This is a genomic window from Pararhodobacter sp. (assembly GCF_034676075.1).
Lineage (GTDB): Bacteria > Pseudomonadota > Alphaproteobacteria > Rhodobacterales > Rhodobacteraceae > Pararhodobacter.
In genome coordinates this window covers 1-25,904 of record NZ_JAUCCQ010000035.1, presented here as the reverse complement: position 1 = coordinate 25,904, position 25,904 = coordinate 1, and the positions used below count along the sequence as shown (strand labels likewise).

General features: G+C 67.3%; 18 protein-coding genes. 8 read left to right on the top strand and 10 right to left on the bottom strand.

The genetic code is table 11. The features are described from left to right. Nucleotides 1-15: 15 nt before the first annotated feature. Complete coding sequence (locus VDQ18_RS11725) at nucleotides 16-1,650, bottom strand: hydantoinase B/oxoprolinase family protein (protein WP_323021122.1); 1,635 nt, start codon at nucleotides 1,648-1,650, stop codon at nucleotides 16-18. A 1-nt stretch (nucleotide 1,651) separates the two neighbouring features. Then, nucleotides 1,652-3,724 (bottom strand): hydantoinase/oxoprolinase family protein, encoded by a 2,073-nt coding sequence (locus VDQ18_RS11720; protein ID WP_323021121.1) that lies wholly within the window; start codon nucleotides 3,722-3,724, stop codon nucleotides 1,652-1,654. Nucleotides 3,725-3,912: 188 nt separating this feature from the next. Between VDQ18_RS11720 and kynU the strand changes: the two genes are divergently transcribed. The 6 genes from kynU to VDQ18_RS11690 all read left to right on the top strand — a co-directional run bounded on the left by kynU (nucleotide 3,913) and on the right by VDQ18_RS11690 (nucleotide 10,876). Next, nucleotides 3,913-5,109: a kynureninase gene (kynU, locus tag VDQ18_RS11715; RefSeq protein WP_323021120.1), complete on the top strand. Its 1,197-nt coding sequence runs from the start codon at nucleotides 3,913-3,915 to the stop codon at nucleotides 5,107-5,109. Next, on the top strand, nucleotides 5,106-5,588 hold the full coding sequence (locus VDQ18_RS11710) for a GNAT family N-acetyltransferase (protein WP_323021119.1): 483 nt from the start codon (nucleotides 5,106-5,108) through the stop codon (nucleotides 5,586-5,588). The genes kynU and VDQ18_RS11710 overlap by 4 nt, the downstream gene beginning before the upstream one ends. Before the next feature lie 143 nt (nucleotides 5,589-5,731). Beyond that, complete coding sequence (gene kynA / locus VDQ18_RS11705) at nucleotides 5,732-6,568, top strand: tryptophan 2,3-dioxygenase (protein WP_323021118.1); 837 nt, start codon at nucleotides 5,732-5,734, stop codon at nucleotides 6,566-6,568. A 407-nt stretch (nucleotides 6,569-6,975) separates the two neighbouring features. Continuing rightward, nucleotides 6,976-7,437 carry a low molecular weight protein-tyrosine-phosphatase gene (locus tag VDQ18_RS11700; protein WP_323021117.1) on the top strand — a complete coding sequence of 154 codons (462 nt, stop codon included), beginning with the start codon at nucleotides 6,976-6,978 and terminating at the stop codon, nucleotides 7,435-7,437. Between the two features lies 1 nt (nucleotide 7,438). Then, a complete protein-coding gene (locus VDQ18_RS11695) occupies nucleotides 7,439-9,676 on the top strand; it encodes a polysaccharide biosynthesis tyrosine autokinase (RefSeq protein WP_323021116.1) in 2,238 nt (745 codons plus the stop codon). A 180-nt stretch (nucleotides 9,677-9,856) separates the two neighbouring features. Next, nucleotides 9,857-10,876: a class I SAM-dependent methyltransferase gene (locus VDQ18_RS11690; protein WP_323021115.1), complete on the top strand. Its 1,020-nt coding sequence runs from the start codon at nucleotides 9,857-9,859 to the stop codon at nucleotides 10,874-10,876. Between the two features lie 13 nt (nucleotides 10,877-10,889). Here VDQ18_RS11690 and VDQ18_RS11685 read toward each other — a convergent pair whose 3' ends face one another. Further along, a complete protein-coding gene (locus tag VDQ18_RS11685; protein ID WP_323021114.1) occupies nucleotides 10,890-12,023 on the bottom strand; it encodes an MraY family glycosyltransferase in 1,134 nt (377 codons plus the stop codon). Nucleotides 12,024-12,404: 381 nt separating this feature from the next. Beyond that, nucleotides 12,405-13,517: a polysaccharide biosynthesis/export family protein gene (locus tag VDQ18_RS11680; protein WP_323021113.1), complete on the bottom strand. Its 1,113-nt coding sequence runs from the start codon at nucleotides 13,515-13,517 to the stop codon at nucleotides 12,405-12,407. Between the two features lie 472 nt (nucleotides 13,518-13,989). Here VDQ18_RS11680 and VDQ18_RS11675 point away from each other — a divergent pair, with 472 nt between their 5' ends. Both VDQ18_RS11675 and VDQ18_RS11670 read left to right on the top strand, forming a co-directional pair. Continuing rightward, nucleotides 13,990-15,750, top strand: coding sequence for a bifunctional diguanylate cyclase/phosphodiesterase (locus VDQ18_RS11675; RefSeq protein WP_323021112.1), 1,761 nt, complete (start codon nucleotides 13,990-13,992; stop codon nucleotides 15,748-15,750). 100 nt (nucleotides 15,751-15,850) lie between these two features. Beyond that, nucleotides 15,851-18,442, top strand: coding sequence for a CheR family methyltransferase (locus tag VDQ18_RS11670; RefSeq protein ID WP_323021111.1), 2,592 nt, complete (start codon nucleotides 15,851-15,853; stop codon nucleotides 18,440-18,442). 27 nt (nucleotides 18,443-18,469) lie between these two features. On the opposite strand, the gene VDQ18_RS11665 is transcribed toward VDQ18_RS11670, so the two are convergent. From VDQ18_RS11665 to VDQ18_RS11640, 6 genes are all read right to left on the bottom strand, one after another. Beyond that, nucleotides 18,470-19,462, bottom strand: coding sequence for an ABC transporter ATP-binding protein (locus VDQ18_RS11665; RefSeq protein WP_323021110.1), 993 nt, complete (start codon nucleotides 19,460-19,462; stop codon nucleotides 18,470-18,472). After that, nucleotides 19,455-20,450, bottom strand: a complete 996-nt coding sequence (locus VDQ18_RS11660; RefSeq protein WP_323021109.1) for an ABC transporter ATP-binding protein — start codon at nucleotides 20,448-20,450, stop codon at nucleotides 19,455-19,457. Before VDQ18_RS11660 ends, VDQ18_RS11665 begins: the two co-directional genes overlap by 8 nt. An 11-nt stretch (nucleotides 20,451-20,461) precedes the next feature. Next, nucleotides 20,462-21,391, bottom strand: a complete 930-nt coding sequence (locus VDQ18_RS11655; RefSeq protein WP_323021108.1) for an ABC transporter permease — start codon at nucleotides 21,389-21,391, stop codon at nucleotides 20,462-20,464. Nucleotides 21,392-21,404: 13 nt separating this feature from the next. Continuing rightward, entirely contained in the window at nucleotides 21,405-22,391 is a 987-nt protein-coding gene (locus VDQ18_RS11650) for an ABC transporter permease (RefSeq protein ID WP_323021107.1), read from the bottom strand. A 105-nt stretch (nucleotides 22,392-22,496) separates the two neighbouring features. Continuing rightward, nucleotides 22,497-24,074, bottom strand: coding sequence for an ABC transporter substrate-binding protein (locus VDQ18_RS11645; protein ID WP_323021106.1), 1,578 nt, complete (start codon nucleotides 24,072-24,074; stop codon nucleotides 22,497-22,499). A gap of 518 nt (nucleotides 24,075-24,592) precedes the next feature. Continuing rightward, nucleotides 24,593-25,465, bottom strand: a complete 873-nt coding sequence (locus VDQ18_RS11640; protein ID WP_323021105.1) for a 3-keto-5-aminohexanoate cleavage protein — start codon at nucleotides 25,463-25,465, stop codon at nucleotides 24,593-24,595. Between the last annotated feature and the right edge of the window lie 439 nt (nucleotides 25,466-25,904).

Below are 25,904 nucleotides of genomic sequence, written 5' to 3'. Positions count from 1 at the left end.
GCGCGACAACGCCCCTCAGCCCGGTTCCAGCCCCGAACGGCGGTCACGCGCCCGCGCCTGCGGGTCGCGCCCGGCCGGATCGCCGAAACCCGCGCCGCCCGGCACCTCGAAACACAGCCTTTCGCCGGGGCCGATGATCTGGAAGCCCTTGGGTTGCAACGCGGCGCCCGAGGCGAGGCCCAGCGCGCCCATGGCCCCGGCCGTGCCGCCCTGACGGCCCTGCGCCTCTACCGTGGTGCGGTCGAACATGGCGAAGAGGGCGACCGGGCTGCCATCGCGGGTGGCGAGTTCGATGCTTTGCCCGTAGCCGCCGCGGAAGGTGCCGTCGCCCGCCGAGCCGGGGCGCAGTTCCTTTTTCCACAGCACGATGGGGGCGTGGCTTTCGACCACCTCGACCGGCATGGCGCGGACGCCCGAGGGGAAGGCGGTCGTGGACAGCCCGTCCGCCATCGGCCGCGCCCCGCCGCCGCCTGCGTTGAAGAACAGCGTCTCCCAGGCGGGGCCCTGCCAGTCGCCGGGGAAATGCCGGGCGACCTCGGGCCCGCCCCTGAGCTGGATACCCCAGAGGCCCGCCGAGCCCTCGGCCGGAACGCTCTCGGGCAGGATCTGCGCCAGACAGCCCAGCACCGCCTCGGGCAGGAACTGGCCAATGATGTGGCGGGCGCTGACCGGGTTGGGGCGGGTCACGTTGAGGATCGAACCCTCAGGCGCCACGACGCGGACGGTGGACAGCGAGCCGCTGTTGTTGGGAACCGAAGCGCCGATGATGCAGCGTGCGCCGAAGGACGCATAGGCGTTGGTGTAGTTGTAGACGAGGTTGATCCCCTTGGGGTGCGAGGGGCTGGTGCCGGCGAAATCGAGCAGCACCTCATCCTCGCCGATGGTCAGGGTGCAGGTGATGGAGATCGGCGTGCCAAAGGCGTCCAAGGTGATGGTGTTGGTGGCCGAGGTCTTCGGCAGCTTGCGGATTTCCGCGATCATCGCGGCGCGGGAGCGGGCGAGGATCTCGGCGCCGACCTCCTCCAGATCCATCAGGCCCAGCTGCGCCACGGCCTCGACCAGCACCTGCGCGCTGGCCTCGTTGGCGGCGACGTAGGAGAGGATATCGGCCTCCACCTCATCGGGGGTGCGGACATTGGCGCGGATCATCGCCATCAGGTCGTCATTCACGACGCCCTTCTTCATCAGCTTCATCACCGGGATCGCCAGCCCCTCCTCAAAGACCGAGGCGCCGTCCGGCCCCTGCCCCCGCCCGCCGATGTCGAGCTGGTGGCAGGTGCAGGCGAAAAAGCCGATGACCTGCCCGTCCTTGAACACGGGCGAGGTGACGGTGATGTCGTGGACATGGCCCGAGGCGATCCAGGGGTCGTTGGTGATCAGGTGATCGCCTTCCTCCAGCGTATCGGCGGGGTGGACCGCCAGCATCTGCGGCACGGCGGCGACGGTCGAATTGACGTGGCCGGGCGTGCCGGTCTGGGCCTGCGCGAGCATGTTGCCGGAGCGGTCGAACAACGCTGCGCTGAGGTCGCCCGAGTCGCGGACGACCGGCGTGAAGGCGGTGCGCATCAGGGTGCGGGCCTGTTCCTCGACAATGGCGATGAGGTTGGACCAGATCACCTGAAAGCGGATTTCGTCCTGTGCGGGGTTCATGTCAGCCCTCCGGTCCGGTGTAGGTCAGCAGCACATGGCCGCCCTCTATGGTCCGCGCGTCGAAGCCGCGCGGGACGTGGATCGTGGTGCCCTTGTCCTTGATCAGCGCGGGGCCTTTCAGCGGCTGGGGCCCGAGGTCGGTGCGCAGGATCTGGCGGGCGGGGACCATGGTGCCGGTCGTCAGATCATAAAGCGGCGCGGTGTCGGGCAGGGAACGCTCCAGCCGGTCGGTGACGGCGGGGGTGGGCGCCGCGCCCTCGGCAGCGACGCGCAGGCTGAGGGCGACAATCTCGACCGGGATGCGGTCCAGCGCGCGTTTGTAGAGGGCGGAGTAATGGCTTTGGAACAGGGCGTGCAAGCGGGGGGCGTCCTGATCGCTGAGGTCGGTATCCTCGACCGGGATCTGCAGGGTCTGGCCCTGCCCCTTGTAGCGCAGGAACAGCGTGCGCTGTGCGACCTGCTGCGCGCCCGGGGCGGCGGCGGTGACGAAGGCCCCGGCCTCGGCCGCCATCTGGGCATAAAGGCGATTGTAGAGCGCGGCGTCGAAGCGCGCGAGCGGCATGGCCACGCTGCGCGAGAGTTCATAGACCGCCTGCGCCTGCAGGAAACCGATGGCCGAGCCGATGCCCGCGCCCTGCGGCACGATCACCCGCGTCGCGCCCAGTTTGCGGGCGATGCGGGCGGCGTGGATGCCACCACCGCCACCGAAGGCGATGATCGGGCGGGGACGCAGGTCGACGCCCTTTTCGCGGGCGTGTTCGCGGGCGGCACCGGCCATCTGCTCCTCGACCACCTCGGCCAGGGCGGCGGCGGCGGCGAGCGGGTCGAGGCCGAGGGGGGCGCCCACCCCCGCCTCCAGCGCCTGCGTGGCAAGGCCGGGGTCGATGAGGATGCCGGAGCCGTCGAAATCCCCGGGCGCAAGGCGGCCGAGCTGCAGGTTGGCGTCGGTCACGGCGGGTTGCGTGCCGCCCCGGGCGTAGCAGGCGGGGCCGGGATCCGAGCCCGCGCTTTCCGGCCCGACCTGCAGGCGGCGCTGGCCGTCGACGCGGGCGAGCGAGCCGCCGCCCGCGCCGATCTCGACCAGATCGATGACCGGGATGCGGGCAGGCAGGCCGCTGCCCTGCCGGTGCATGTGCTGGCGCGCCATCTCGAAGGACGGGCTGCGGCGGGGGACGCCCTTGTCGATCAGGCAGATCTTGGCCGTGGTGCCGCCCATGTCGAAAGCGAGGATCGCCTCCTCGCCCAGTTCGCGGGCCAGCCCGGCGGCGAAGACGGCACCCCCGGCGGGACCGGATTCGACCAGCCGGATCGGAAAGCGGCGGGCGATGTCGAGGTGGCAGAGCCCGCCGTTCGACAGGAACATGAAGACCGGCGCGGTCAGGCCCAGCGCCGCCAGCCCGGTTTCCAGCCGGTCGAGATAGGTCGCGACCTGCGGCTGGACGAAGGCATTGGCGGCGGTGGTGGAGAAGCGGGCGTATTCGCCGATCTCGGGCGAGACCTCGGACGAGAGGCTGAAGAGTACGCCCGGCAGCAGGGGTTGCAGGATCTCCAGCGCGCGGCGCTCATGGGCCGGGTTCACATGCGCATGCAGGAAGCAGAGCGCGACGCTTTCGATCCGCTCGTCGCGCAGCGTGCGGGCGAGGGCATGGAGCGCCTGTTCATCGAGCGGCAGCAGCACCGAGCCGTCGGCGGCAAGGCGTTCGGGCACGCCATAGCGCCACCAGCGGGGGATCAGCGGCTCGGGCTTGATGATGGTGATGTCGTATTGGTCGAAACGCCCCTCGTCGCCCATGGCCAGCACGTCGCGGAAGCCCTCGGTCGTGACCAGCGCGGTGCGGGCGCCCTGCCGCGAGATGATGGCATTGGTGGCGAGCGTGGTGCCGTGGACGATGCCGGTGACGGCTTCGGGCGCGATACCGGCCTGACGCAGGATCTGCTGCACGCCGTCGAGGATCGCGCGTTCCGGCGCGCGGGGCGTGGTCGGCAGTTTCAGCGTGCTCAGGCCCCCGGGCGTGGCCAGCGCGAAATCGGTGAAGGTGCCGCCAACGTCGATGCCGATGCGAATCTCGCTCATTCTTGCCGTTCCTCTGCGGGTGGGTCTTGCGCGTTACTCATTATTCATTATTCATTACTTCGTCAGGCATGCCAGACCCTGCCCCTGCCTGTCAATCACCGATCCGTCCGGAACCGCCATTATTTTAAACTTGAAACTATGCCGGGCTGGGTCTAGCCTTCCCGTGAAACGCGCCAGAGGATTGTCCCGTGCCGACCGATTTCTCCGCCACCCGCGCCCTGTTCGACCTGCCCGAAGGGGTGATCTATCTGGACGGCAACTCGCTGGGGCCGCTGCCCCGCGCCGTGCCCGCCCGCCTGCAACAGGCCGCGGTCGATGAATGGGGCCAGATGCTGATCACCGGCTGGAACAAGGCCGGCTGGATGGATCTGCCGACCCGGCTGGGCGACCGGATCGCCCGGCTGATCGGCGCCGAGGCCGGGCATGTGGTGCTGGGCGACACGCTGTCGATCAAGGTCTATCAGGCGCTGGCCTCGTCCCTGGAGATGAACCCCAAGCGGCGGGTGATCCTGTCGGATACCGGCAACTTCCCCTCGGACCTTTATATGGCCGAGGGGCTGTGCCGCACACTGGGACCGGATTACAGCCTGAAGACCGTGGCGCCGGAGGACGTGCTGGACGCCATCGACGAAAGCGTCGCGGTGCTGATGATCACCGAGGTCGATTACCGCACCGGGCGGCGGCATGACATGGCGGCGCTGACCGCCAAGGCGCATGCGGTGGGCGCGCTGGCGGTCTGGGATCTGGCGCATTCGGCCGGGGCCACGGATGTGAAGGTGGCCGAGGGCAAGGCCGATTTCGCGGTCGGCTGCACCTATAAATACCTCAATTCCGGCCCCGGCGGCCCGGCCTTCATCTATGTCGCGCCCCGCCATGCCGAGGTCGCGCGCCCGGCCCTGTCCGGCTGGCTGGGGCACGAAGCGCCCTTTGCCTTCGACCTGAACTATCGCCCGGGCGCGGGCATCGAGCGGATGCGCGTCGGCACCCCGCCGGTCCTGCAACTGGCGGCGCTGGATGCGGCGCTGGATGTCTGGGACGGGGTGGAGATCGCCGATCTGCGCGCCCGCTCCATCGAACTGTGCGAGGCTTTCATCAAGGGGGTGGAGGCCGCCTGCCCCGGTCTGGAACTGGCCACGCCCCGCGATCCGGCGATGCGCGGCAGTCAGGTCAGTTTCCGCCATCCCGAGGGTTATGCAGTGATGCAGGCGCTGATCGCCCGGGGCGTGATCGGCGATTTCCGGGCGCCCGACATCCTGCGCTTCGGCTTCACGCCGCTTTACATCGGCCTTGCCGAGGTCGAAGGTGCAGTCAAGATCCTGGCCGAGATCCTGGCAACCAACGCCTGGGACCGGCCCGAGTTCAAGACCCGCGCGAAGGTGACATGATCCGCATCCGCTCCTACCGGCCCAGCGACCGTGAAGCGTGTTTCCACGTTTTCCGCCGCGCTGTGCACGAGGGGGCGGTGCGCTATGACCAGCAGATGCGCGACGGCTGGGCGCCGCGCACGACGCCCGATCTGGCGACGCGCGACAAGCTGCTGGATCAGGAATGCTGGGTGAGCGAATTCAACGGCCAGCTCACCGGCTATATGTCGCTGATGCCGGACGGACATCTGGACACGGCCTTCGTGCTGCCCGAGGCGATGGGCCAGGGCCATGCCGCGGCGCTTTATGAGCGGCTGCTGGCGCGGGCTCAGGCGCTGGGGCTGGCGCGGCTGACGGTCCATGCCAACGAGTATTCCAGCCGGTTCCTGGGCCGTCGCGGCTGGCGGGTCGACCGGGTGGAGCCGATGACGCTGCCCAATGGCGCGCCATTCGAGCGGTTCCACATGGTGCTGGACCTGACCGACGGGGCGGCAGCATGAGGGCGCGCGCCGATCTGCCGCCGGTTTGCCGCGCGGCGGGCTGGATCGCCATCTGGCGGCGGCTGGCCATGGTCGGGGCACGGGATGCGCGGCTGGCGGGCTGAGCGTCCGCCCTGCCCTTCCCATCCGACCCGGAGTCCGAAATGACCGATGCCTATGATCCCGCGCGCGAGGGCGCGCAAATGGCCTTTGACGGCCGCATGTCCTATACCGATTACCTGTCGCTCGACGCGATCCTGAGCGCCCAGCATCCGCGCTCGGACGCGCATGACGAAATGCTGTTCATCATCCAGCACCAGACCAGCGAGCTGTGGATGCGGCTGGCGCTGCACGAGATCGGCGCGGCGCGGGCGGTATTGGCCGAGGGGCAGACGCGCCCCGCCTTCAAGATGCTGAGCCGCGTGGCGCGGATCTTCGAGCAGCTGAACAGCGCTTGGGATGTGCTCAGGACCATGACGCCCAGCGAATACACCACGTTTCGCGGCGCTTTGGGCGAAAGCTCGGGCTTTCAGTCCTGGCAATACCGGCTGATCGAGTACAGCGTCGGCAACCGCAACACCGCGCTGCTGAAACCCCATGCCCACCGCCCGGACCTGACCGCCGCGCTGGAGGCTGAGCTGGCCAAGCCCTCGCTCTACGACGTGGCGGTGCGGGCGCTGGCTCAGGCGGGGTTCGAGATCCCGGCCGAGGTGCTGGAACGCGACCTGCGGCGGCCCTGGCAGCTGTCCGAGCCGGTGCAGGAGGCCTGGCGCGCGGTCTATGCCGATCCGCACCGCTATTGGGAGCTGTACGAACTGGCCGAGAAGCTGGTCGATTTCGAGGATTACTTCCGCCGCTGGCGCTTCAACCACGTGACCACGGTCGAGCGGGTGATCGGCTTCAAGCGCGGCACCGGCGGCACCGGCGGGGTGACCTATCTGCGGCGCATGCTGGAGGTGCAGCTCTTCCCCGAGCTCTGGGCGCTGCGCACCAGCTTGTGACCCTTCGGGCCGGTCCATCCCGCCCGGAGCGGACCGGCCCCGTTCACGTGTCAGTCAGCAGCCCGCAAACCAGCAGGGATGATGCGGATTTTTCCTGTGATCTGAACGACCTGCGCGGGCGGCAGCGGTGTGCCCAAGGTATGCTGCGACTGCAAGACAAGGCTTTCTCTTGAGGCCTGCTTTGTGCTAGAAACGGGCAAGTTCCATCGCTTTCGGCCCGTTTTCATTGATACACCGCCTCTTGTACGTACCCTTCTGTGCGGGCCCGGACATTCCCCAAACGCCGCATGAGCGGGTTTCGGGAACTGCGCGGAGGCACGGGTGTTTTTGCCTTGCCAAGACGGCGACGTCGCGTCTATCCGCTCGCAATCAGGGCTGCCCTCCTTCCGAAAAGCTGAGATCCTGACATGAAGGTCAATCACATCCTGGTGGTCTGCGTCGGCAATATCTGTCGCTCGCCGGTCGGCGAACGGCTGCTGGCCCGGAGCCTGGCCGAAAGCGGCGCCGCCACTGTCGTGAGTTCGGCCGGGATCGGCGCGCTGGTCGGCCACGCCGCCGACGAGACCGCGACCGAGGTCGCCGCCGAGCACGGTCTCAGCCTGGACGGTCATTCGGCGCGTCAGTTCACCCGTGAACTGGGCCAGCAGGCCGACCTGATCCTGGTGATGGAGCCGGGCCACCGGCACGAGATCACCCGCCGCGTTCCGGACCTGTCGGGCCGGGTCATGCTGTTCGACCATTGGGTCGGCGGCAAGGGCATTCCCGACCCCTATCGTCACCCGCGCGCTTTCCATGAAACTGTGTATGATATGATTGCCAAGGCCGCCGACGGATGGGCGAGCAAACTGGCACCGCGAAAGGGTCGGTAGGATGCTGGAAGACCAGAACGCCAGCGCACGCCGGAGCCAGGACAGCGCACCGCCGCCGCAGGACAACCGCGCGTCCCGCGACGACAGCGAGATCGACATCCTCGAGATCGTGTTCAAGATCTGGAAGGGCAAGCTCTACGTGATGGTGGCCATGGCCACCGCCCTGGTGCTGACGTTCGTGATCTTGCTGAACACCCAGCCGATCTATCAGGCCGACGCCCTCCTGCAGCTGGAAGAGAACAGCAACGCCCTGGCGCTGCCCAGCGAGATGAGCGACCTGCTCGGCGCCAACGACCCGCGCAGCGTCACCGAGATCGAGATCATCCGCTCGCGGCTGGTGGTCGGTCAGGCGGTGGCCAGCCTCAACCTGGACTGGCGCGTCGAACCGGCATTGGCGCCCGGGTTCGGCACGATGGTGGCCCGCTACAACCTGCCCGTGATCGGCGCCTTCCTGCCCGTGCGTTTTGCCCGCCCGGGCGACAGCCTGGTGCTGCAGCAGCTGACCGTCCCGCCGTCGTGGCTGGACATGCCGCTGGAGCTGACGGTGGGCGAGGCAGGCACCTTCACGCTGGCCACCCCGGATGGAGAATCCCGCGAGGGTCGTGTCGGCGAACCGCTCGCCCTGCCCGACATCGGCTTTTACCTGACCGTGGGCCGCATCGAGGCGCCCGAAGGCCGGGTCTACACGCTCAAGCAGGTCAACGAGAGCGCGGCGATCTCGTCGCTGCGCGACCGGCTCAGCGTCAGCGAACGTGGCCGCAGTTCCGGGATCCTGGATCTGCGGATCACCGGGCCCGATTCCGCCGAGAATGTGCGGGCGCTGAACGCGGTGCTCAACGCCTATCGCAGCCAGAACGTCTCGCGCAGCGCGGCGCAGGCGGAGGGCAGCCTCGATTTCATCCGCCAGCAGATCCCGCAAGCCGAGCAGACGCTGCGCGATGCCGAGGATGCGCTGAACGCTTTCCGCCAGCAGCAGGTCTCGGTCGATCTGACGCTGGAGACGCAGACGCTGCTCACCTCGGTCACCAATATCGAGGGGCAGATCGCCGAACTGCGCCAACGCGAAGACGAACTGTCCCAGCGCTATACGCCTTCGCATCCCACCTACCGGCTGCTGATCGAGGAGCGCACGCGCCTTGAGGCCCGGCTGGCCGAGCTGCGCTCGCAGGTGGGCGAGCTGCCTGAAACCCAGCGCCAGATCGTCAACCTGACGCGCGACATGGAACTGGCGCAGCGGCTCTACACCGAGCTTCTGACCCGGGCGCAACAAGTTGAGGTCTTGCGCGCCAGCACCATCGGCAACGTGCGCATCGTCGATACCGCCGCGGCCACGCTCAGTCCGATCTCGCCCCGCCGCGTGCAGATCCTGATGATCGGCCTGTTGCTGGGCATGATCGCCGGTATCGGCTTCGTGATCCTGCGCGACATCCTGCACAAGGGGATCCAGGACGCCTCGGAGATCGAGCAGCTGGGCCTGCCGATGTTCGCCACGATCAATTACAGCCCGCAATCGGACACGAGGGGCAAGCGCAAGGAGCATCAGCCGATCCTGGCCCTGGAGCGTCCCGACGACCTGGCGATCGAGGCCTTCCGCTCGCTGCGTACCAGTCTGCATTTCGGCATGCTCGATGCCCGATCCCCGACGCTGGCCGTCACCTCGGCGCATCCCTCGGCGGGCAAGAGCTTCGTGTCGACCAACCTGGCCGTGGTGGCCGCGCAGGCCGGGCAGCGCGTCTGCCTGATCGACGCCGACATGCGCCGGGGCCAGCTGCGCCGCTTCTTCAACCTGCCCCGCTCGCAGCCCGGCCTAGCCGAGATCCTGTCGGGCGAGCGCGCGGTCGAGGATGTCATCCTCCTGGGGCCGGTGCCCGATTTCTACGTCATTCCCACCGGGAAATACCCGCCCAACCCCTCCGAGCTGCTGCTGAGGAAGCAGATGCACGATCTGCTGGAATGGTGCAGCGAGAATTTCGACCTGACGATCCTCGACTGCCCGCCGACGCTGGCGGTGACCGATCCGGTCATCGTCTCGCGCGAGGCCGGGGCCACCCTGTTCATCGCCCGCCACGACCTGACCCATCCCAAGGAGATCGACGCCTCGATGAAGATCTACGCCTCGGCCGGGCTGCGCTTCAATGGCGCCGTGCTGAACGGCTTCGATCCGCGCAAGGCGCGCAGCAGCAGCCGCTACGGCTATGCCTATGGCTATCGCTACGAATACAAGCAGCGGACCGATTGACGGGACCGGCGCGGCGCGGGGGGATCGCGCCGCGCCACCGTCATCGCGGCATGGCGGACGGGATACGGCACCTTCACGGGCGCGGCGCGAGCCCGATCTGGACCCTGTTCCGGCGAGTTTGATAATGACGCCCCGACATTACGACGCGACTTCCCTTCTTGATCCTCGAAAGTTCTTTCCGTGACGAATCTCGACATGAAGGCTGCGGCCGATGATGCCACCCCGGACCCGCGGATCATCAGCGAGGCGCCGCTTCTGTTTTCCCTGAGTCATTCGCTGGCGCTGATCGACCGCTCGTTCGGCATCGACCGGATCATCGCCGATACCGGGGATGATTTCGTGGATTCCTATTACCGGCAATCGCTGCCCGGCTATTCGCGGCTCTACAATCCCTGGCAATGCATGCATCTGCCGCTGCACGACGGTACGCTGAGCGAGGGCGAGGCCTTTTTCGCCCAGGCGGCCGAGGTGGCGCGGCATCTGGACGACCGGCCGGGCCAGCGGGTGCTGGAGCTGGGCTGCGGGCTGGGGGCCAATTCGCTGCATCTGGCGGAACGCTTCCCGCATGTCGCCTTCGTCGGCACCGACCTCATGACCCAGCATGTGGAGCGCGCCGGGGCCAAGGCCAAGGCCGGCGCCTTGTCGAACCTGAGCTTCCGGAAGGCCAGTTTCGAGGACCTGCCCGAGGATCTGGGCCAGTTCGACGCGATCTTCGGCATCGAGACGCTGTGCTATGCCAGCGATCTTGCGCTGGTCGCCCGGCTGATTGCCCGGCATCTGCGCCCGGGCGGGCATGTGGTCCTGTTCGACGCCCATCGCAAGCCCGGGTTCGGGGAATTCCCCGAGGATCTGGTCACCGCGACCAAGCTTTACGAGATCACCACCGCCGTCGCCCGCGGCTTTCATGACGAGGGGCGCTGGCAGCAGGCCTTCGCTGCGGCAGGGCTGGAGGTGACGACGGCCGAGGATATCACCGAGCAGACGAAGGCGGGGCTGACGACGCTGCACAGCCGGGCCACGAAGGCCTTCGTCCAGCGCAAATGGCGCCTCGCGCTCAAGGTGATGCCGCGCTATTTCGCCCGCAACGCGGTGGCGGGGCTGGTCGGCTATCACGTCTGTTTCGGCGACCGCATCGCGCCCGATACCAGCCTCGGCCCGATCACCTATCAGAAGATCATCGCCCGCAAGCCCGGCGCCTGACAGGCACCCGGGATCATTCGGCGGCAGGCAGGTCCTTTGAGCCGTCGCGCAGGGCCTTGACGGGACCGTTGCGCAGCCCGTGCATCGCGACGCGCATGCCCAGCAGGTAGAACGCGAAATAGAGCGCGAAGAAGACCAGCAGCGCCGTCGCAGCCTCGCCGGGCTGGTCGTGCAGCAGGAAACCCGCCAGCGCGGGCGCCGCGATCATCGGCAGCATGACCGCGGTGGCGACGGGATTGGCGATGTTGCGGCGCGCCCGGCCGAAAAAGCCGATCTCCAGGCTGCGCAGCACGAGATGGTGGAAATGCAGCCGGTCCGGTGCGGCGAGGGGCGAATTGCGCTGATAGCGGCGGACGATGGCCAGCGTCAGGTCGGCCAGCGGCCAGAACATCGCCAGCACCATGGCGAAGGGCGTGACATCGGCGTGGCGGCCCGCCAGCAGGATCCCCATCCAGGCCAGCAGGAAACCCACGGTATAGGCCCCGGCATCGCCGAAGAAGATCGAGCCGAAGGGGTAGTTGAACAGCAGGAAGCCCAGCACCGCCGCGGCCAGGACCGAGGCGATGACCGCGACCTCCATGTCATTGACCGACAGGGCGGTCGCCAGCAGGCTCAGGGCGCAGATCAGGGCCGTCGATCCCGCCAGGCCGTTCAGCCCGTCGATCAGGTTGAAGGCATGCGCCACGGCCGCGGCCGCGACGACCGACACGACGATGGCGAGCGGCGACCAGGCCAGAAGCACATCCAGCCACGGCACGCCGGTATGCGAGATCCAGGTCTCGCCGAACCAGACCACCAGCACCGAGGAGGCGAGCGCCGCAACCAGCCGGCCGGCCGGCGCAACGGGATAGCCCAGATCCTCGGCCGCGCCCGACAGGAAGAGCGGGACCGAGGCGGCCAGCAGCAGGACCCAGAGCGAATCCCAGCCGGGCAGGCCCAGCAGCGCGGCGGTGACGACCGCGACGAAGACGGCGATGCCGCCCAGCCGCGGGGTGGGGGTGGAATGGGCCGCCTGGATGGCGCCGAGGTCGCCCACGCGCATCAACCGCGACCAGGTGCTGCGGGTCTTGATGACGAGGATTCCGCAAACGGCTGCAGCGACCAGCAGGGCCGCCACCTCCTCTCCATCGACCAACGGATCAAACATCGAAAAACCTCAAAGAATATCCGGCTCAGCCGGAGGACGCCCACAGGGGAAATTCCTGCGCTCCATCATCGGTCAGAGGGGATCTTGTGCCTGGGTCAACAGTCTCGCAGTCATGCCCCCGTCACGCTTTCGACCGTGTCATCGACGCGGCGCCAGGTGCTTGGAGGTCAAGCAAAACCGAACTGAACGCCACTAGAACGGTGCAAATCATAGTTGAATTCACGGATTCTCTCAATCGTGTTGCGAAAGTTGTGAACATTATTGCGGGGCTTCGGGCAGGTCTGCGCGCCGATCCGCCGACGCCGGAGCGATGCCCCTGAACCGCCACGAAAAACGGCGCCCGAGGGGCGCCGTTTCCAAGCCGGGCGCCTGGCCCGGGGCTTAGTTCGTCTGCAGATCCTGCGCCACGTTCAGGGCCTGGGCGCTGGGCAACAGGCGGCTGATCGTGTCGTTCCAGCGTTGCAGCGGCGAGCGCAGGACATAGACCACGTCGCCCGGTTCCAGCACGAAGCGGGTGCCGAGCAAGAGGCCGGCGGGATCCGAGACATCCAGCTGGAAGACCCGGGTCCAGACCCGCGTCACGCCGCCTTCCAGCAGCTGCTGACGGCGGAAGACCAGCACGCCGCGGGCATCGGCCCGGCCCTGCTGCAGACCGCCACGCCGGGTCACGGCCTGGGTCAGGGTGATCGGCTCGACCGAGAGGTCCATGACGTCCGGCCGCGCGATCTCGCCCAGGAGATAGGCTTCCTCGGCCCGGCGACGCGGCACGCTGACGATATCGCCGTTGCGCAGCACCGGGTTGTTCTGGCGCAAACCTGCGCTCAGGAAGCCCTGAACGTCGACGGTATGGATCCGGCCCGAGCGCTGCACCGAGACGGCGCGCAGGTCGGCGTCATCGGTGAAGCCACCGGCGGCGTTCACCGCCTCGATCAGGGTCAGCGGGACGGCGGTCAGCGGCTGGCGGTTCGGTTCGCGCACCTCGCCCGAGACGACGATGGCCTGGGCGTTGTAATCGGCGATGCGGACATCGACCTGCGGGTCGGGGATGAATTCGCGCAGGCGCTGGGTGATGTCGCTGCGGATCTGGTCGACCGGGCGCCCGGAGGCCTGCACCTGGCCGATATAGGGATAGTTGAAGGTGCCATCCGCGCCGACCTGGAAACCGCTTTCCGAGGCGCTGCGCGATGCACCGGCCGGCAGCGTCAGCTCAGGGTGGTTGAACACGATCACCGACAGGATGTCGCCCGCACCGACCATATAGGTCCAGTTGCGCCCGGTCGGCAGGTCGGTGCCTGAAAAGCCGCGTGCCGGGCGGGTGAAGCCGTCGATATTGGTCGCGTCGAGGACGATGACCTCGATATCGGGACCCAGCGAGCGCTGGGCCTGTTCGGTCACCGGGAAGCGCACGTATCCGTCGGAACAGGCCCCCATCGCCAGAACCAGAGCCAAGGCGCCTGCGCCCTTCGAAAGGGTCCGCCGGACCATGCTCAGCATACTCGTACCCCGGTCCACTGGTCCCATCTCGTGCGTCGTCATCATCTTCTCACAATTCCAATGTGCGCGCGATGTTTCCGTATCAATGTCACAGCCAGCCATACCGCGCAAATCATCACGTCACCTAGCACGGTGATTCATGAACTCAACCGATATTGCTCACCAAGTGTGACGGTCACGCCACACCAAACAGGCCAAAAACACCGCTTCGGGCACGCGCCTTCCGGATAGCGCAGCGCGGCGCCTCGTTCGAGGCGAAAGTACCGGGGGGCTGCGGCGATCCGCGCATCTTCGCCGATCGGGCCGCTGGGGACGGGGATTGTGCCGAACTTGCGGGCTTTCATGCGCCAATTCGGCGTAACGCCATAACAAGGCTTGAGAAAGGCCGGAGATTAGCGTCCTAATGGGCCTTCGACCGCGAGAATCGCGTCGAAGTTGTGTGTGAGTGCCCAGTCCCTGCGGAGGTAAGGAATTGGATGACGAGCGTTTCGTCGAGACCTCGGAGCTGCGGGAACAGATCGCCCTGGTCCTCCGGCTCAGCCTGACACCGGCATGCCTGGGCGCCGCCTTCATCCCGCTCGCCGCGTTCTTCCCCGCCTTTGACTCGGTGATCGTCTGCGACCCGGCCGGACCTGCTGCCCCGCTGCCGGACGCCATCGCCACGCTGGCCCGGACGCTGCGGCACCGGCCGCGCGCGCTGGCCACGCCCGAGGCGGGCGGTGCGCCGGACTGGCCGCTGGCATGGCCCCTGGGCGAGGGGGTGATGCGCGGCGTACCGATCCATGGCCCGGACGGCGAGGCGCTGGGCCTTTTCGTCATCGCCACCCGCGAGGCGGGCATGGCCCCGCTGGAACAGCCCTGCGTCGCCTCGGCCCTGGCGCTGCTGCGCAGCCTGGTGAAGGGCAGCGGCGGCTATCACCAGCTGCTTCTGGCCTACAGCATCGAGAAGCGGCGCGCGCAGCGGCTGGCGGCGCTGGCCGAGATGGACGGGCTGTCGGGCCTGCTGAACCATCAGGCGTTCCGCGCGCGCTGCAACGAGCGGCTGGGCGACAGCGCCAGCCGGCATGCGCTGATCATGGTCGATGTCGACCGGATGAAGCAGGTGAACGACGTCTACGGCCATCAGTTCGGCGATGTCTATCTGGCAGAGATCGCCGCGGCGCTGAAGCGCAGCCTGCCCGGCGACGCGGTGATCGGCCGGATCGGGGGCGACGAATTCGCCGCCCTCGTGACCCTGCACGCCGAGGTGAAGGACCAGCTCGAGGCGCAGATGAACCGCTGCAGCAGCGATGTGCAGCGGGTCGCGGCGCGGCTGGGCAAGCCCACCCTCGGGCATATCAGCATCGGCACCACGGCGCAGACCAGCCCGGAGATCCCGCTCAATGTCCTGATCGAACAGGCCGATGCCGCGCTCTACGCCTCGAAGCAGTCCCGGTGCCGTTCGGGCGAGATCTATGACGCCGCAACCCATGCCAATTTCAGCGCCACGCTGATCCGGCCGCGGTTCCTGCGGGCCATCCGGCGGGGCGAGCTGGAGCCCTATTTCCAGCCGATCATCGACCTGACCACGGGGCGGCGCGCGGGATACGAGATGCTGGCGCGCTGGAACGATCCGCCCCGCGGACTGCTGGTGCCGCAGCAATTCTCGGCCGTGTTCTCGGCCCCGGAACTGGCCGAGAAGCTGACCGAGGCGCTGCTGGACAAGGCGCTGGCCGCCTTTGCCGGCTTTGCCGAGGCGCCGGGGCAGACGCTGTCGGTCAATCTGGGCATGGCCGATCTGGTCAAGCCGGAATTCGTTTTCGAGATCCAGACGCTGCTGACCCGCCACCGCCTGCGCTGGGAACAGATCGTGGTCGAGGTGACCGAGAACACCATGCTGGGGGCGACTACCGGGCCGGTGTTCCAGAACCTCACCGAATTGCGGCGGCGCGGGGCGCGGGTGGCGCTGGACGATTTCGGCACCGGCTATGGCGGGCTGGGTCATTTGCGGCTCTGGCCGGTGGACATGATCAAGATCGACCGCAGTTATGTCGCCGAAATGCGGCAGGGCCCGTCGCAGCGGGTGATCGCCAAATCGCTGATCGAGATCGCGCAGGCCTTCAACCTGTCGCTGGTCGCCGAAGGGGTCGAGGACGCGCCGACCGCCGAGATGCTGCTCAGCATGGGCTGTACCTTTGCCCAGGGGTATCACTTCGGCCGCCCGGCGCCCGAACGGGCCTATCGGACAGCGTGAGACGCTTTTGCACCCCTGCCCCTGCCCCCGCCGTCGCTGCGCGCCGCTTGTGCCGGATGGGGTGCCAGACGGGCGCTACAGGGAAACGGAGGGACGGGACATGACCGAGTCCGGGGAGAGGGCCGCCGGGGACACGACGATCCCGGTGGTGGTGATCGGCGCCTCGGCCGGGGGGCTGGTGCCGCTGGAACGCTTCTTCGCGAATGCGCCGGATTCCGCGGGCTGGTGCTTCATCGTCATTCAGCACCTCTCGCCCGATTACCGCTCGATGATGGATGAGTTGCTGGCGCGGAAGACCCGGCTGGCCATCCGCCATATCGAGGACGGGCTCGAGATCGCGCCCGACACCATCTTCCTCAACCGCCCCAACATGCGGGCCGGCCTGCAGGGCAACACGCTCCGCACTGCCAGCTATGGCCCCGAGGATTCGGTGCCGCATCTGCCCATCGACACGATGATCACCTCGCTGGCGGCGCGCGCCTCGGGCAAGACCGCGGCGGTGATCCTGTCGGGCTCGGGCAATGACGGGGCGCATGGGGCACAGGTGTTTCACGCCGCGGGCGGGGTGCTGGTGGTGCAGGACCCGGCCGAGGCGGATTTCCCCTCGATGCCGCAGGCGATCCTGACGCTGGGCATCCACGACCGGGTCGCAGGCGCCGCCGAGATCCCGCAGGCGATCCGCGAGATCTTTGATTCGGGCCTGCCGTCGGTGCCCGAGGCCCGCTCGGGGACCGAGGACATCAGCCTGGCGATCTTTCGCCTGCTGGAACGCCAGCACAACCTCGATTTCAGCGCCTACAAGGAAACCAACGTGCAACGCCGGATCATCCGGCGGCAGCATCTGCGCGGGATCGAGGATCCGACCGAATATCTGGCGCTGCTGCAATCCTCGCCCGAGGCGGTGAACGAGCTGTACCACGACCTGCTGATCGGCGTGACCGAGTTCTACCGCGATCCCGACGCCATCGCCCGGCTGCGGGAAACCGCGCTCAACGCCTTTGCCGCCGATCAGAACACCGAGACCCCGGTGCGGGTCTGGGTCGCCGGATGCGCCAGCGGCGAGGAGGCCTATACCATCGCCATCGAACTGGCCGAGGCCCTGCGCGCCACCGGCAACACACGGGGCTTTCGCATCATCGCCACCGATGTGCACCAGCAATCCATCGAGCGGGCCTCGAACGGGACCTATCCGGCGGCGGCGGTGCGCAAGATCCCCAAGCTGCTGCGCGAGCGGTATTTCGAGCGGCGGGGCGAGTATTACACGATCAGCGCCTCGCTCAGGCAGCGGATGATCTTTTCGGTCCATGACACGCTGACCGACCCGCCGTTTCTGGACCTCGATCTGGTGTCGTGCCGCAATTTCCTGATCTACCTGCGGGAAAAGGCGCAGGCGCGGGTCATCTCGATGTTCCTGTTCGGGCTGCGCAAGCATGGGGTGCTGTTGCTGGGCCCGTCCGAGACGCTGGGCCATTTCGTCGATGAATTCGAAACCCTGGACGGGCGCTGGCGGCTGTTCCGCAAGACCTCGGGGCGGCGGGTGTTTGACCGCGAGGTTCTGCCCAAGCGCCTGACCCGGCGCTTCACCCGGGACGAGGTGCCCGGCCTTCCCTGGGGGCAGGCGGGGCTGACCCTGTCGCGGCGGGCCTCGGCCGGGCTGGGCGAATACGCCGAACACCGCGGGCGCGAGGCGTTGCTCAGGGCCTATGACCAGCTGCTCAAGACCTATGCGCCCTCGTCGATCATCGTCTCGTCGGATGGTGAGGTTCTGGCCTGGTTCGGCGCCGCCAGCGCCTTTGTCGACACCCACAACAACCTGACCGAATGGTCGGTGGAACACATCCTGCACCGCGACCTGCATTTCGTCATCAACGTGGCGCTGGAAAAACTGCGCGGCGGGGCGATGGACCCGTTCTCGCGCCGGGTGACGGTCGATCTGAACAAGGGGCGCTATCAGGGCGTGACCCTGCATTTCGAGCCGCTGGACCGGCATCAGAAGCCGCTGCTGTTGCTGATCCGCGTCCGGCTGGAAGCGGACGAGCATGAGCGGCACTCCGAGGCTGAGACCCCCTCGAACGGCATTTCGACGGACGACGCCAATGTCCTGTCCAAGCGCGTGCACGAGCTGGAGCGCGACCTCCGGCTGACGGAAGAGACGCTGCAGCACGTGACCGAGCGGCTGGAGGCCTCGGGCGAGGAATTGCAGGCCTCGAACGAAGAGCTTCAGGCCTCGAACGAGGAACTCCAGGCCTCGAACGAGGAGCTGCAGAGTTCGAACGAGGAATTGCACGCGGTCAACGAGGAGCTGGTCACGGTCAGCGCGGAACACGAACAGAAGATCGCCGAGCTGTCCTTCCTGAACACCGAGACGGAATCGCTGCTGACGATCCTCGACATCGGCCTGCTCGTGGTCGACGCAAGGCTGAACATCCGCCGGTTCAGCAACCATGTGGCCCGCTGGTTCCTGCTGGAAAAACACGATGTCGGCCGCAGCCTGACCGTCGTGGGGCCGCGGCTGCCCTTCTGCGACCTGCCCGCCGAGGTGACGCGGGCCATCGAGGATGGCGCCGTCTTCGCGGGTCAGGGCACGACCGAGTCCGGCCCCCTGTCGCTGGAGATCCATCCCATCGCCGACCAGCGCCACGGCGGGCGCCCGGGCGGGGCCTTCGTCATCTTCCGCAGGCCGACGCGCTGAGGCGTCGGCTCCGTTCGGACAGCGGGGTCAGGCGGCGGGCGCGACCCTGTCCAGCGCATGACAGGCGGCCTGGCCGATCGGGGTCGGCCGGGGCAGCGGCACCTCGCGCTTGCAGCGGTCATGGACCAGCGGGCAGCGCGGATGGAAGGCGCAGCCGGACGGCGGGGAAATCGGGTTCGGGATCTCGCCCTCGACCGGACGGCGCCTGCGGCCGGACAGCGCCAGATCCGGTACCGCATCCAGCAGCATCCGGGTATAGGGGTGCTGCGGCTCGGTGAAGAGCTTCTTGGCCTGCGCGATCTCCACCAGACGGCCGAGGTATAGGACGCCGATCCGCGAGGACATGTGCCGCACGACGGACAGGTCATGGCTGATCAGCAGGTAAGTCAGGCCGAATTCGTCCTGCAGATCGCGCATCAGGTTCAGGATCTGCGCCTGCACCGACACGTCCAGCGCCGAGGTCGGCTCGTCGCAGACGATGAACTCGGGCTTCGAGGACAGGGCCCGGGCGATGGCGATCCGCTGCCGCTGCCCGCCTGAGAACTCATGCGGGAACTTGTTCACGTCACCCGCGGACAGGCCCACCACTTCCAGCAACCGGGCGGCTTCCTTGCGGGCGTCGGTCGGGTTCATCAGGCCGAAGGTGCGGATCGGCTCGGCGATGATCTCACCCACCCGCCAGCGCGGATTGAGGCTGGCGAAGGGATCCTGAAAGATCATCTGGAAGCGGCGGCGCAGGCTGCGGGGGATGCCGGCCGAGGTGTCGATCGTCTGCCCGGCAAAGGTGATGGTGCCCGCGGAGGGGGGCAGCAGACCCACGACCATCTTGGCGATGGTCGATTTTCCGGACCCGCTTTCGCCGACCAGCGCGAAGGTCTCGCCCTTGGCGATCTCGAAACTGACATCGGCGTTGGCGGTGAGGAATTGCTTCTCGTCCCGCTCGATCACCCGGTTGAGCCAGGGTTTCGAGACGTCGAAGCGGCGGGTCAGGCCCTCGATCTTCAGCAAGGGTTCAGCCATGGGGCACCTCCTGCGCTTTGGCGGTGTCGTGCAGCCAGCAGGCCACCTGACGCCCGCCCTCCAGCGCCAGAAGCTCGGGCCGGTCGGTGAAACAGGGGGCGAAGGCCTTGTCGCAGCGCGGGTTGAAGGCGCAGCCCTGCGGGATGGCATTGAGCCGCGGCATGGCGCCGGGGATCTGCACCAGCCGGTCGCTTTCCTGGGTCAGCGTCGGGATCGAGCCCATCAGGCCGCGGGTATAGGGGTGCAGCGCCTCGGTGATGACCTCGCGCACTGGCCCGATCTCGGCCACGCGCCCGGCATAGAGCACGGCCACGCGGTCGGCGGTCTCGGCGATGACGCCCATGTCATGGGTGATCAGCATGACCGCCGCGCCGCGTTCGGCGCAAATGTCCTTCAGCACCTCGATGATCTGCGATTGCACGGACACATCCAGCGCCGTCGTCGGCTCGTCGGCGATGACCAGTTCCGGCTCGGCGCAAAGCGCCAGCGCGATCACCACCCGCTGCCGCATCCCGCCCGAGAAATGGTGCGGGTAATCGTCGATGCGGCGGGCGGCGGCAGGAATGCCGACGCGGTCCAGCAGGGCCACGGCGCGCTTGCGGGCCTCGGCTTCCGAACAGTCGATATGGGTGCGGATCGTCTCGATCAGCTGCTGCGCCACCGTATAGAGCGGGTTGAGCGAGGTCAGCGGGTCCTGGAACACCATGCCGATCCGCTTGCCGCGGATCTTGCGCAGCGCCTCGGGACGGAGGTTGTCGATCCGCTCGCCCTTGAGCCGGATCTCGCCGCTGGCAACGCGGCCGGGCGGCTCGATCAGGCCGATGATGGCGGCGCCGGTGATGGATTTCCCGGCACCGGATTCGCCGACCATGCCCAGCACCTCGCCGGGCATGATGTCGAAACTCACGCGGTCCAGCGCGCGCAGCGTGCCGCGGCGGGTGGGGAATTCCACCACCAGATCGCGGACGGACAGAAGGGGGTCAGCCATGGCGGGCTCCCTTAACGAAGACGGGGGTTCAGCGCGTCGCGCAGCCAGTCACCAAGCAGGTTGACCGACAGCGCCAGCGCCAGAAGGGTGAGGGACGGGAAAAGCAGGATCCACCACTCGCCCGAGATCAGGAAGCCCTGGCCGATGCGGATCAGCGTGCCGAGGCTGGGCTGGGTCGGCGGCACACCGACGCCCAGGAACGAGAGCGTCGCCTCGGCGATGATGGCCAGCGCCAGCGAGATGGTGGCGATGACCAGCACCGGCCCCATCACGTTGGGCAGGATGTGGCGGAACATGATCTTGGCCGGATGCGCGCCGATGACGCGGGCGGCCTGCACGTATTCCTTGTTCTTCTCGACCATCGTGGCGCCGCGCACGACCCGGGCGAATTGCACCCAGTCGCTGAGGCCGATGGCGACGATCAGCACCCAGATCGCCAGCTGGTCGCGCAGGTTGTCGGGGATGAAGCCCCGGGCGATGCCGAAGATCAACAGCGCGATCAGGATCGCCGGGAAGGCCAGCTGCACATCGGCGACCCGCATCAGCGCGCCATCGACCCAACCGCCGCGCCATCCGGCATAAAGCCCGATGGAGATGCCCAGCGTCATGGCAAACAGCACCGCCATGGCGCCGACGAAAAGCGAGGTGCGGGTGCCGTACATGATGGTGGACAGCATGTCCCGGCCCTGATTGTCGGCGCCCATCAGGAAGGTCTCGCCGGTGAAGGCGTTGGGCTCCATCGGCGGGGTGAAGCCGTTCATCAGGTTGAGGCCGCCGGGGTTGTAGGGGTTCATCGGCGCCAGCCAGGGCGCAAGGACCGCGCAGGCGATGATGGTCAGCGCCACCAGCGTGGCGACGATGGCGACCGGCGCCGTGCGGAAGGCATAGAACAGGTCGCTGTCCCAGAGGCGATAGAGACGGCCGGGTGTCTTCGAGGTCATGGCGGAGCTCCCGTCAATGGGCCTTGCCGGCGCGGTCCACGCGCAGGCGGGGGTCGACGGCGTAATAGAGAAGGTCGACGATCAGGTTGATCACGACGAAGATCAGCGCGATCATCATCAGATAGGCGGCCATCACCGGCACATCGACGAAGCGGACCGAGTTGATGAACAGCGCGCCGACGCCCGGCCAGTTGAACACCGTCTCGGTGATGATGGCGAAGGCGATGATCGAGCCAAGCTGCAACCCGGTGATAGTGATGACCGGCACCAGCGTGTTTTTCAGCGCATGGCCGAAGTTCACGGCGCGGGCCGACAGGCCGCGGGCCCGGGCGAATTTGATGTAATCGGTGCGCAGGACTTCCAGCATCTCGGCCCGGACCAGCCGCATGATCAGCGTCATCTGGTATAGGCCCAGCGTGATGGCGGGCAGGATCAGCGCCAGCCGCCCGGAATGGGTCAGCAAGCCCGTGGACCACCAATCCCCCAGCGCCACGACCTCGCCCCGCCCGTTCGAGGGCAGCCAGCGCAGTTCCACGGCGAAGACCCAGATCAGCAGCACGCCGATCAGGAAGGTGGGCAGCGACACGCCGATCAGCGAGGCGGTCATGATGATGTTGGACAGCACGCCCCGGCGCCGGAGCGCGGTATAGACGCCCAGCGACAGGCCCAGCACGAAGGCCAGAAGCCCCGAGACGAGCGCCAGTTCGACCGTGGCGGGCAGGCGTTGCAGGATCAGTTCGGTAACCGGCATCTGCAGCCGGTAGGAGATGCCGAATTCGCCTTGCAGGGCATTGCCCAGGAAGCGGCCGAATTGCAGGACGATGGGGTCATTCAGACCCAGACTCTCGCGCAGGGCCTGGCGGTCGGCGATCGAGGTCTCTTGCCCGACCATCGAGTTGATCGGGTCACCGACGAAGCGGAACAACGAGAAGGATACCGCGGCGACGGCGATCATGACGATGACCGATTGCAGCAGGCGACGGAGAATGAAGGCGATCATGGGCGGGTCCCGGAATGGGGCGAGCGCAGGGAAATCAGCGGCGCTGATGTCTGGGGTCGAAGCGGCGCCCGGGCCGGAGAGGCCCGGGCGCCTTGACCAGGCGGATCAGTCGATGGTGACAGTCCAGAGGGTCGGCGAGTTTTCGGGATGAACGTCGATGTTGATCCCTTCGCGGACCGCATAGGCCAGCAGCTGGTTGTGGACGTTCAGGAAGACGCGGTCTTCCATCACCTGATCCCAGATCTGCGCGATCATCGCGTTGCGCGCGTCGAGATCGGTCATCGTGGCGATCTCTTCGATCATCGCATCGACTTCCGGGTTCGAATACTGGCCGCCGTTATAGGCGCCATACGACCCTTCGCGGGTGTGAACCAGGAAGTTGAAGACATAGGCCGAATCGAAGGTCGGCACGCCCCAGCCCAGCAGATAGAAATCCGTTTCCAGATTCTCGATCAGCGGGAAGTGCAGCGAGCGGGTCTGCGAGTTCAGCGACACGTTGATGCCGATGCGGCCCAGCATGCCGACGGTGGCCTGGCAGATCGCCTCGTCGTTCAGGTAGCGGTCGTTCGGGCAGTCGAGCTGCACCGAGAAGCCGTCCGGATAGACCGAGCGCACCAGTTCCGCGGCCCGCTCGTAATCCGGCGCGCCATAGGCGTTCATCTCTTCGGTCCAGCCGTTGACGAAGGGCGGCAGCGGCGCGGCCGAAGGCTGCGACTGGCCACGCATCACCACCTGACGGATCGCGTCGCGGTCAAGCGCCAGCGCCATCGCTTCGCGGATCTCGGGATGCGAGAAGGGGTTGTCCGCCACGTTGGTCGACCGCAGGGTCGGCGAGGTCGCGTTATAGGCGAAGAAGATGTTGCGGTTCTCGGGCCCGGTGGTGATGGCGATGCCGTCGGTCTGTTCCAGACGGGCGATGTCCTGCACCGGTACGTCCTGGACGAAATCGACCTCGCCCGACAGCAGCGCGGCGATGCGGGTCGCGGCCTCGGCGATCGGCTGGTAGATCACCTCGGTCACCTGCGGCGCGTCACCGTAATAGCCGTCGAACACGGACAGAACGGTGCGCACTTCGGGATCGCGCGAGACCAGCTGATAGGGGCCGGTGCCGTTGGTGTTGCGAACCGCGAAGTTCTCTTCGCCGGCAGCGTAGTTCTGGGGCGCAACGACGTCATTCGCCTCGGCCCAGGTCTTGTCGACGATGAAGAAGTTGGTGAGGTTGTTCGGATAGAGGGGCGACGGCCCGCTCATCTGCACATGCACGGTGTAATCGTCCACCGCCTCGGCGCCGACGACATCGGCGTGGATGGCGCGGAAGCCCGAGCTTTCGTGCAGCACGCGCTCGAACGAGAACACGACGTCTTCGGCGGTGAAGGCCGAGCCGTCGTGGAAGGTCACGCCTTCACGCAGGTGCAGCACCCAGATCGTCGGGTCTTCGGGGTGGATTTCCCAGCTGGTGGCCAGATCGGGCGTCAGCGAGCCATCGACGGCGCGCGACACCAGGGTGCCGTAGACATGGCGCAGCAGCGCCAGGGTCGGGCCTTCGTTCTGGCTGTGCGGATCGAGGGTCAGCGCATCGGCGACGCGGGCCCAGCGGACGGTTTCGGCCTGTGCGGCCCCGGCGGCCAGGGCCAGCGCGGCAGCCGAAGCCGAAAGGCTCAGTGCGCGAGCGAGCTTGGTCATGGTCGTCTCCTTGATGGTGATTTGCCTGCTTCTTTCAGACAATCAGAGGAAGAGACACAGATTTTATCAACGAGTCAATTCTACCGCATCACCCCGGCACCGCTTTTATCGTCAAATGCCGTAACGGCAGCGGCGCGGATCGGAAACCGGGGAATAAGCTGTCCGACAGCGGATTGCCGATTTGGTCGGAAGCCCTTGACCAGATTGCGTTTTCTTTTCCGCTTCGGCCTGCAGCCCTGTTTGCCTGGAACGCCGCATCGGAATTCGCGGTACAGCGCGCGATCTTTGTCACCCGCCGGGTAATTCCTTGCCGTGCGAAGTTTCCGGATGGGGCCGATCAACCGCCAGCTGCAGGCTTTGCGGCGCCCGGCCCGGATCATGGCCGAAGCGCAACCAGCCAAGGCCGTCTCTATCGGCAAGGGGCATGGTCGAGGTCGGGTTTTCCAGACTGCGGACCCGGGAGACCGGCATGCCCCGCCGTTGACCGGCCGCCTGCGTCGCGATGTCGTGCTGGAAGATCAGGCCCGGTGCTCTTGTTCGGTCCAAGGGTGCAGCAAGGCCCGTTCCCCCCGCTGCCCCAGCACCCGACGCGCGAGCCCCGGGCCGCCCGGTTCGCGCCCCAGTCGGCGGGCGATGGCGGCGACCATGGCCACCCTCTCGGCATTGTCCCGCGCCGGGCGGCCTTCGGCATCGGTGATGGCATTCTCGAAACCGACGCGGACATGGCCCCCCAGCGCGATGGTACGCTCCAGGATTGCCATTTCGCCCCGGCCGAAGGCACAGGTCATCCAGAGCGCCGCCTCGGCCAGCCCGGTCTCGACCAGCGCGCGATGGAGCGCATCGAACTCTGCCGGGTCGGAATCGAGCGTCGCCGAATAGCGGCCCGCCACCAGCAGAAGCCGCGGCAGGTCGCTCACCGGCAACGAACCGGCGTCGATCAAGCGGGCGCAGTCGTGGATCTGCGCGGGTGTATAGAGGATGATCTGCACGCCGGTCCCCGCCGCCTGCAGGTCGTGCAGCACGGCCATGCCCCGGGCCTCGCCCTGCGCGATCACTTCAGCCAGCGCGAAGGAGAGGCAGGCGGGCGCCAGCGCCGTCGCGGCCTCGACCTGGTCATCCAGCGAGAAGATTCCGGCACTTTCGGTGGTGGTCTGGATCACGAGGCCGGGCGCCGCCTCCTCGATCGCGGCGATGGCCTGGCGGTAGGCCTGGGGCGAGAGGGAATGGCGCAGCGCCTCGTCCCGCACATGCAGATGCACCGCCGATGCGCCCGCCTCCTGGCAGGCGCGGGCGGTCCGGGCCAGCGCCGCGGGCGTGACCGGCAGCGCGGGATGGTCAGCCGGGGTGCGGCGCGCGCCGTTCGGCGCGACCATGATGCAAAGATCGTTCATCGGAACCTCAGGGGGAGCAGATGTGTCGGACGGCCAGTGCCGTGCCGCGGGCGCACCCTAGCCCGACCAGCGGGATACATGCGATGCTTTTCGCACGGTAGGATTGGTACGTCGGTTGGGTGTTACGTTATCGCCGTCGGCGGAGCGGTTTTACGGGATGATGATGGAACGTTGGCAGGACCGGTGAGGGGTTGGGTGGGTTGATGGGGTGGGCTTGGGATTCTGGCTGTTACGGTGTGTTTTTGGAACGCAGAAGGCCCCGCTGGAGGCGGGGTTTTGTGAGTTTTTGGTGTGTTTTTGGAGTGTTCCGGCGGTCTTGGCGGCGGGATCGCGGAGCTGGAACGCATGAAGCGCCCCTTGGGGCGTATTTGTGTTGTTTGGGATTTGGTTGCGGGGGCAGGATTTGAACCTGCGACCTTCAGGTTATGAGCCTGACGAG

Bases quoted from the DNA above. Each gene is read 5' to 3' on its own strand.
- VDQ18_RS11725 (WP_323021122.1), bottom strand. From the start codon at position 1,650: ATGAACCCCGCACAGGACGAAATCCGCTTTCAGGTGATCTGGTCCAAC.
- VDQ18_RS11720 (WP_323021121.1), bottom strand. From the start codon at position 3,724: ATGAGCGAGATTCGCATCGGCATCGACGTTGGCGGCACCTTCACCGAT.
- VDQ18_RS11710 (WP_323021119.1), top strand. From the start codon at position 5,106: ATGATCCGCATCCGCTCCTACCGGCCCAGCGACCGTGAAGCGTGTTTC.
- kynA (WP_323021118.1), top strand. From the start codon at position 5,732: ATGACCGATGCCTATGATCCCGCGCGCGAGGGCGCGCAAATGGCCTTT.
- VDQ18_RS11700 (WP_323021117.1), top strand. From the start codon at position 6,976: ATGAAGGTCAATCACATCCTGGTGGTCTGCGTCGGCAATATCTGTCGC.
- VDQ18_RS11695 (WP_323021116.1), top strand. From the start codon at position 7,439: ATGCTGGAAGACCAGAACGCCAGCGCACGCCGGAGCCAGGACAGCGCA.
- VDQ18_RS11685 (WP_323021114.1), bottom strand. From the start codon at position 12,023: ATGTTTGATCCGTTGGTCGATGGAGAGGAGGTGGCGGCCCTGCTGGTC.
- VDQ18_RS11680 (WP_323021113.1), bottom strand. From the start codon at position 13,517: ATGCTGAGCATGGTCCGGCGGACCCTTTCGAAGGGCGCAGGCGCCTTG.
- VDQ18_RS11670 (WP_323021111.1), top strand. From the start codon at position 15,851: ATGACCGAGTCCGGGGAGAGGGCCGCCGGGGACACGACGATCCCGGTG.
- VDQ18_RS11665 (WP_323021110.1), bottom strand. From the start codon at position 19,462: ATGGCTGAACCCTTGCTGAAGATCGAGGGCCTGACCCGCCGCTTCGAC.
- VDQ18_RS11660 (WP_323021109.1), bottom strand. From the start codon at position 20,450: ATGGCTGACCCCCTTCTGTCCGTCCGCGATCTGGTGGTGGAATTCCCC.
- VDQ18_RS11655 (WP_323021108.1), bottom strand. From the start codon at position 21,391: ATGACCTCGAAGACACCCGGCCGTCTCTATCGCCTCTGGGACAGCGAC.
- VDQ18_RS11650 (WP_323021107.1), bottom strand. From the start codon at position 22,391: ATGATCGCCTTCATTCTCCGTCGCCTGCTGCAATCGGTCATCGTCATG.
- VDQ18_RS11645 (WP_323021106.1), bottom strand. From the start codon at position 24,074: ATGACCAAGCTCGCTCGCGCACTGAGCCTTTCGGCTTCGGCTGCCGCG.
- VDQ18_RS11640 (WP_323021105.1), bottom strand. From the start codon at position 25,465: ATGAACGATCTTTGCATCATGGTCGCGCCGAACGGCGCGCGCCGCACC.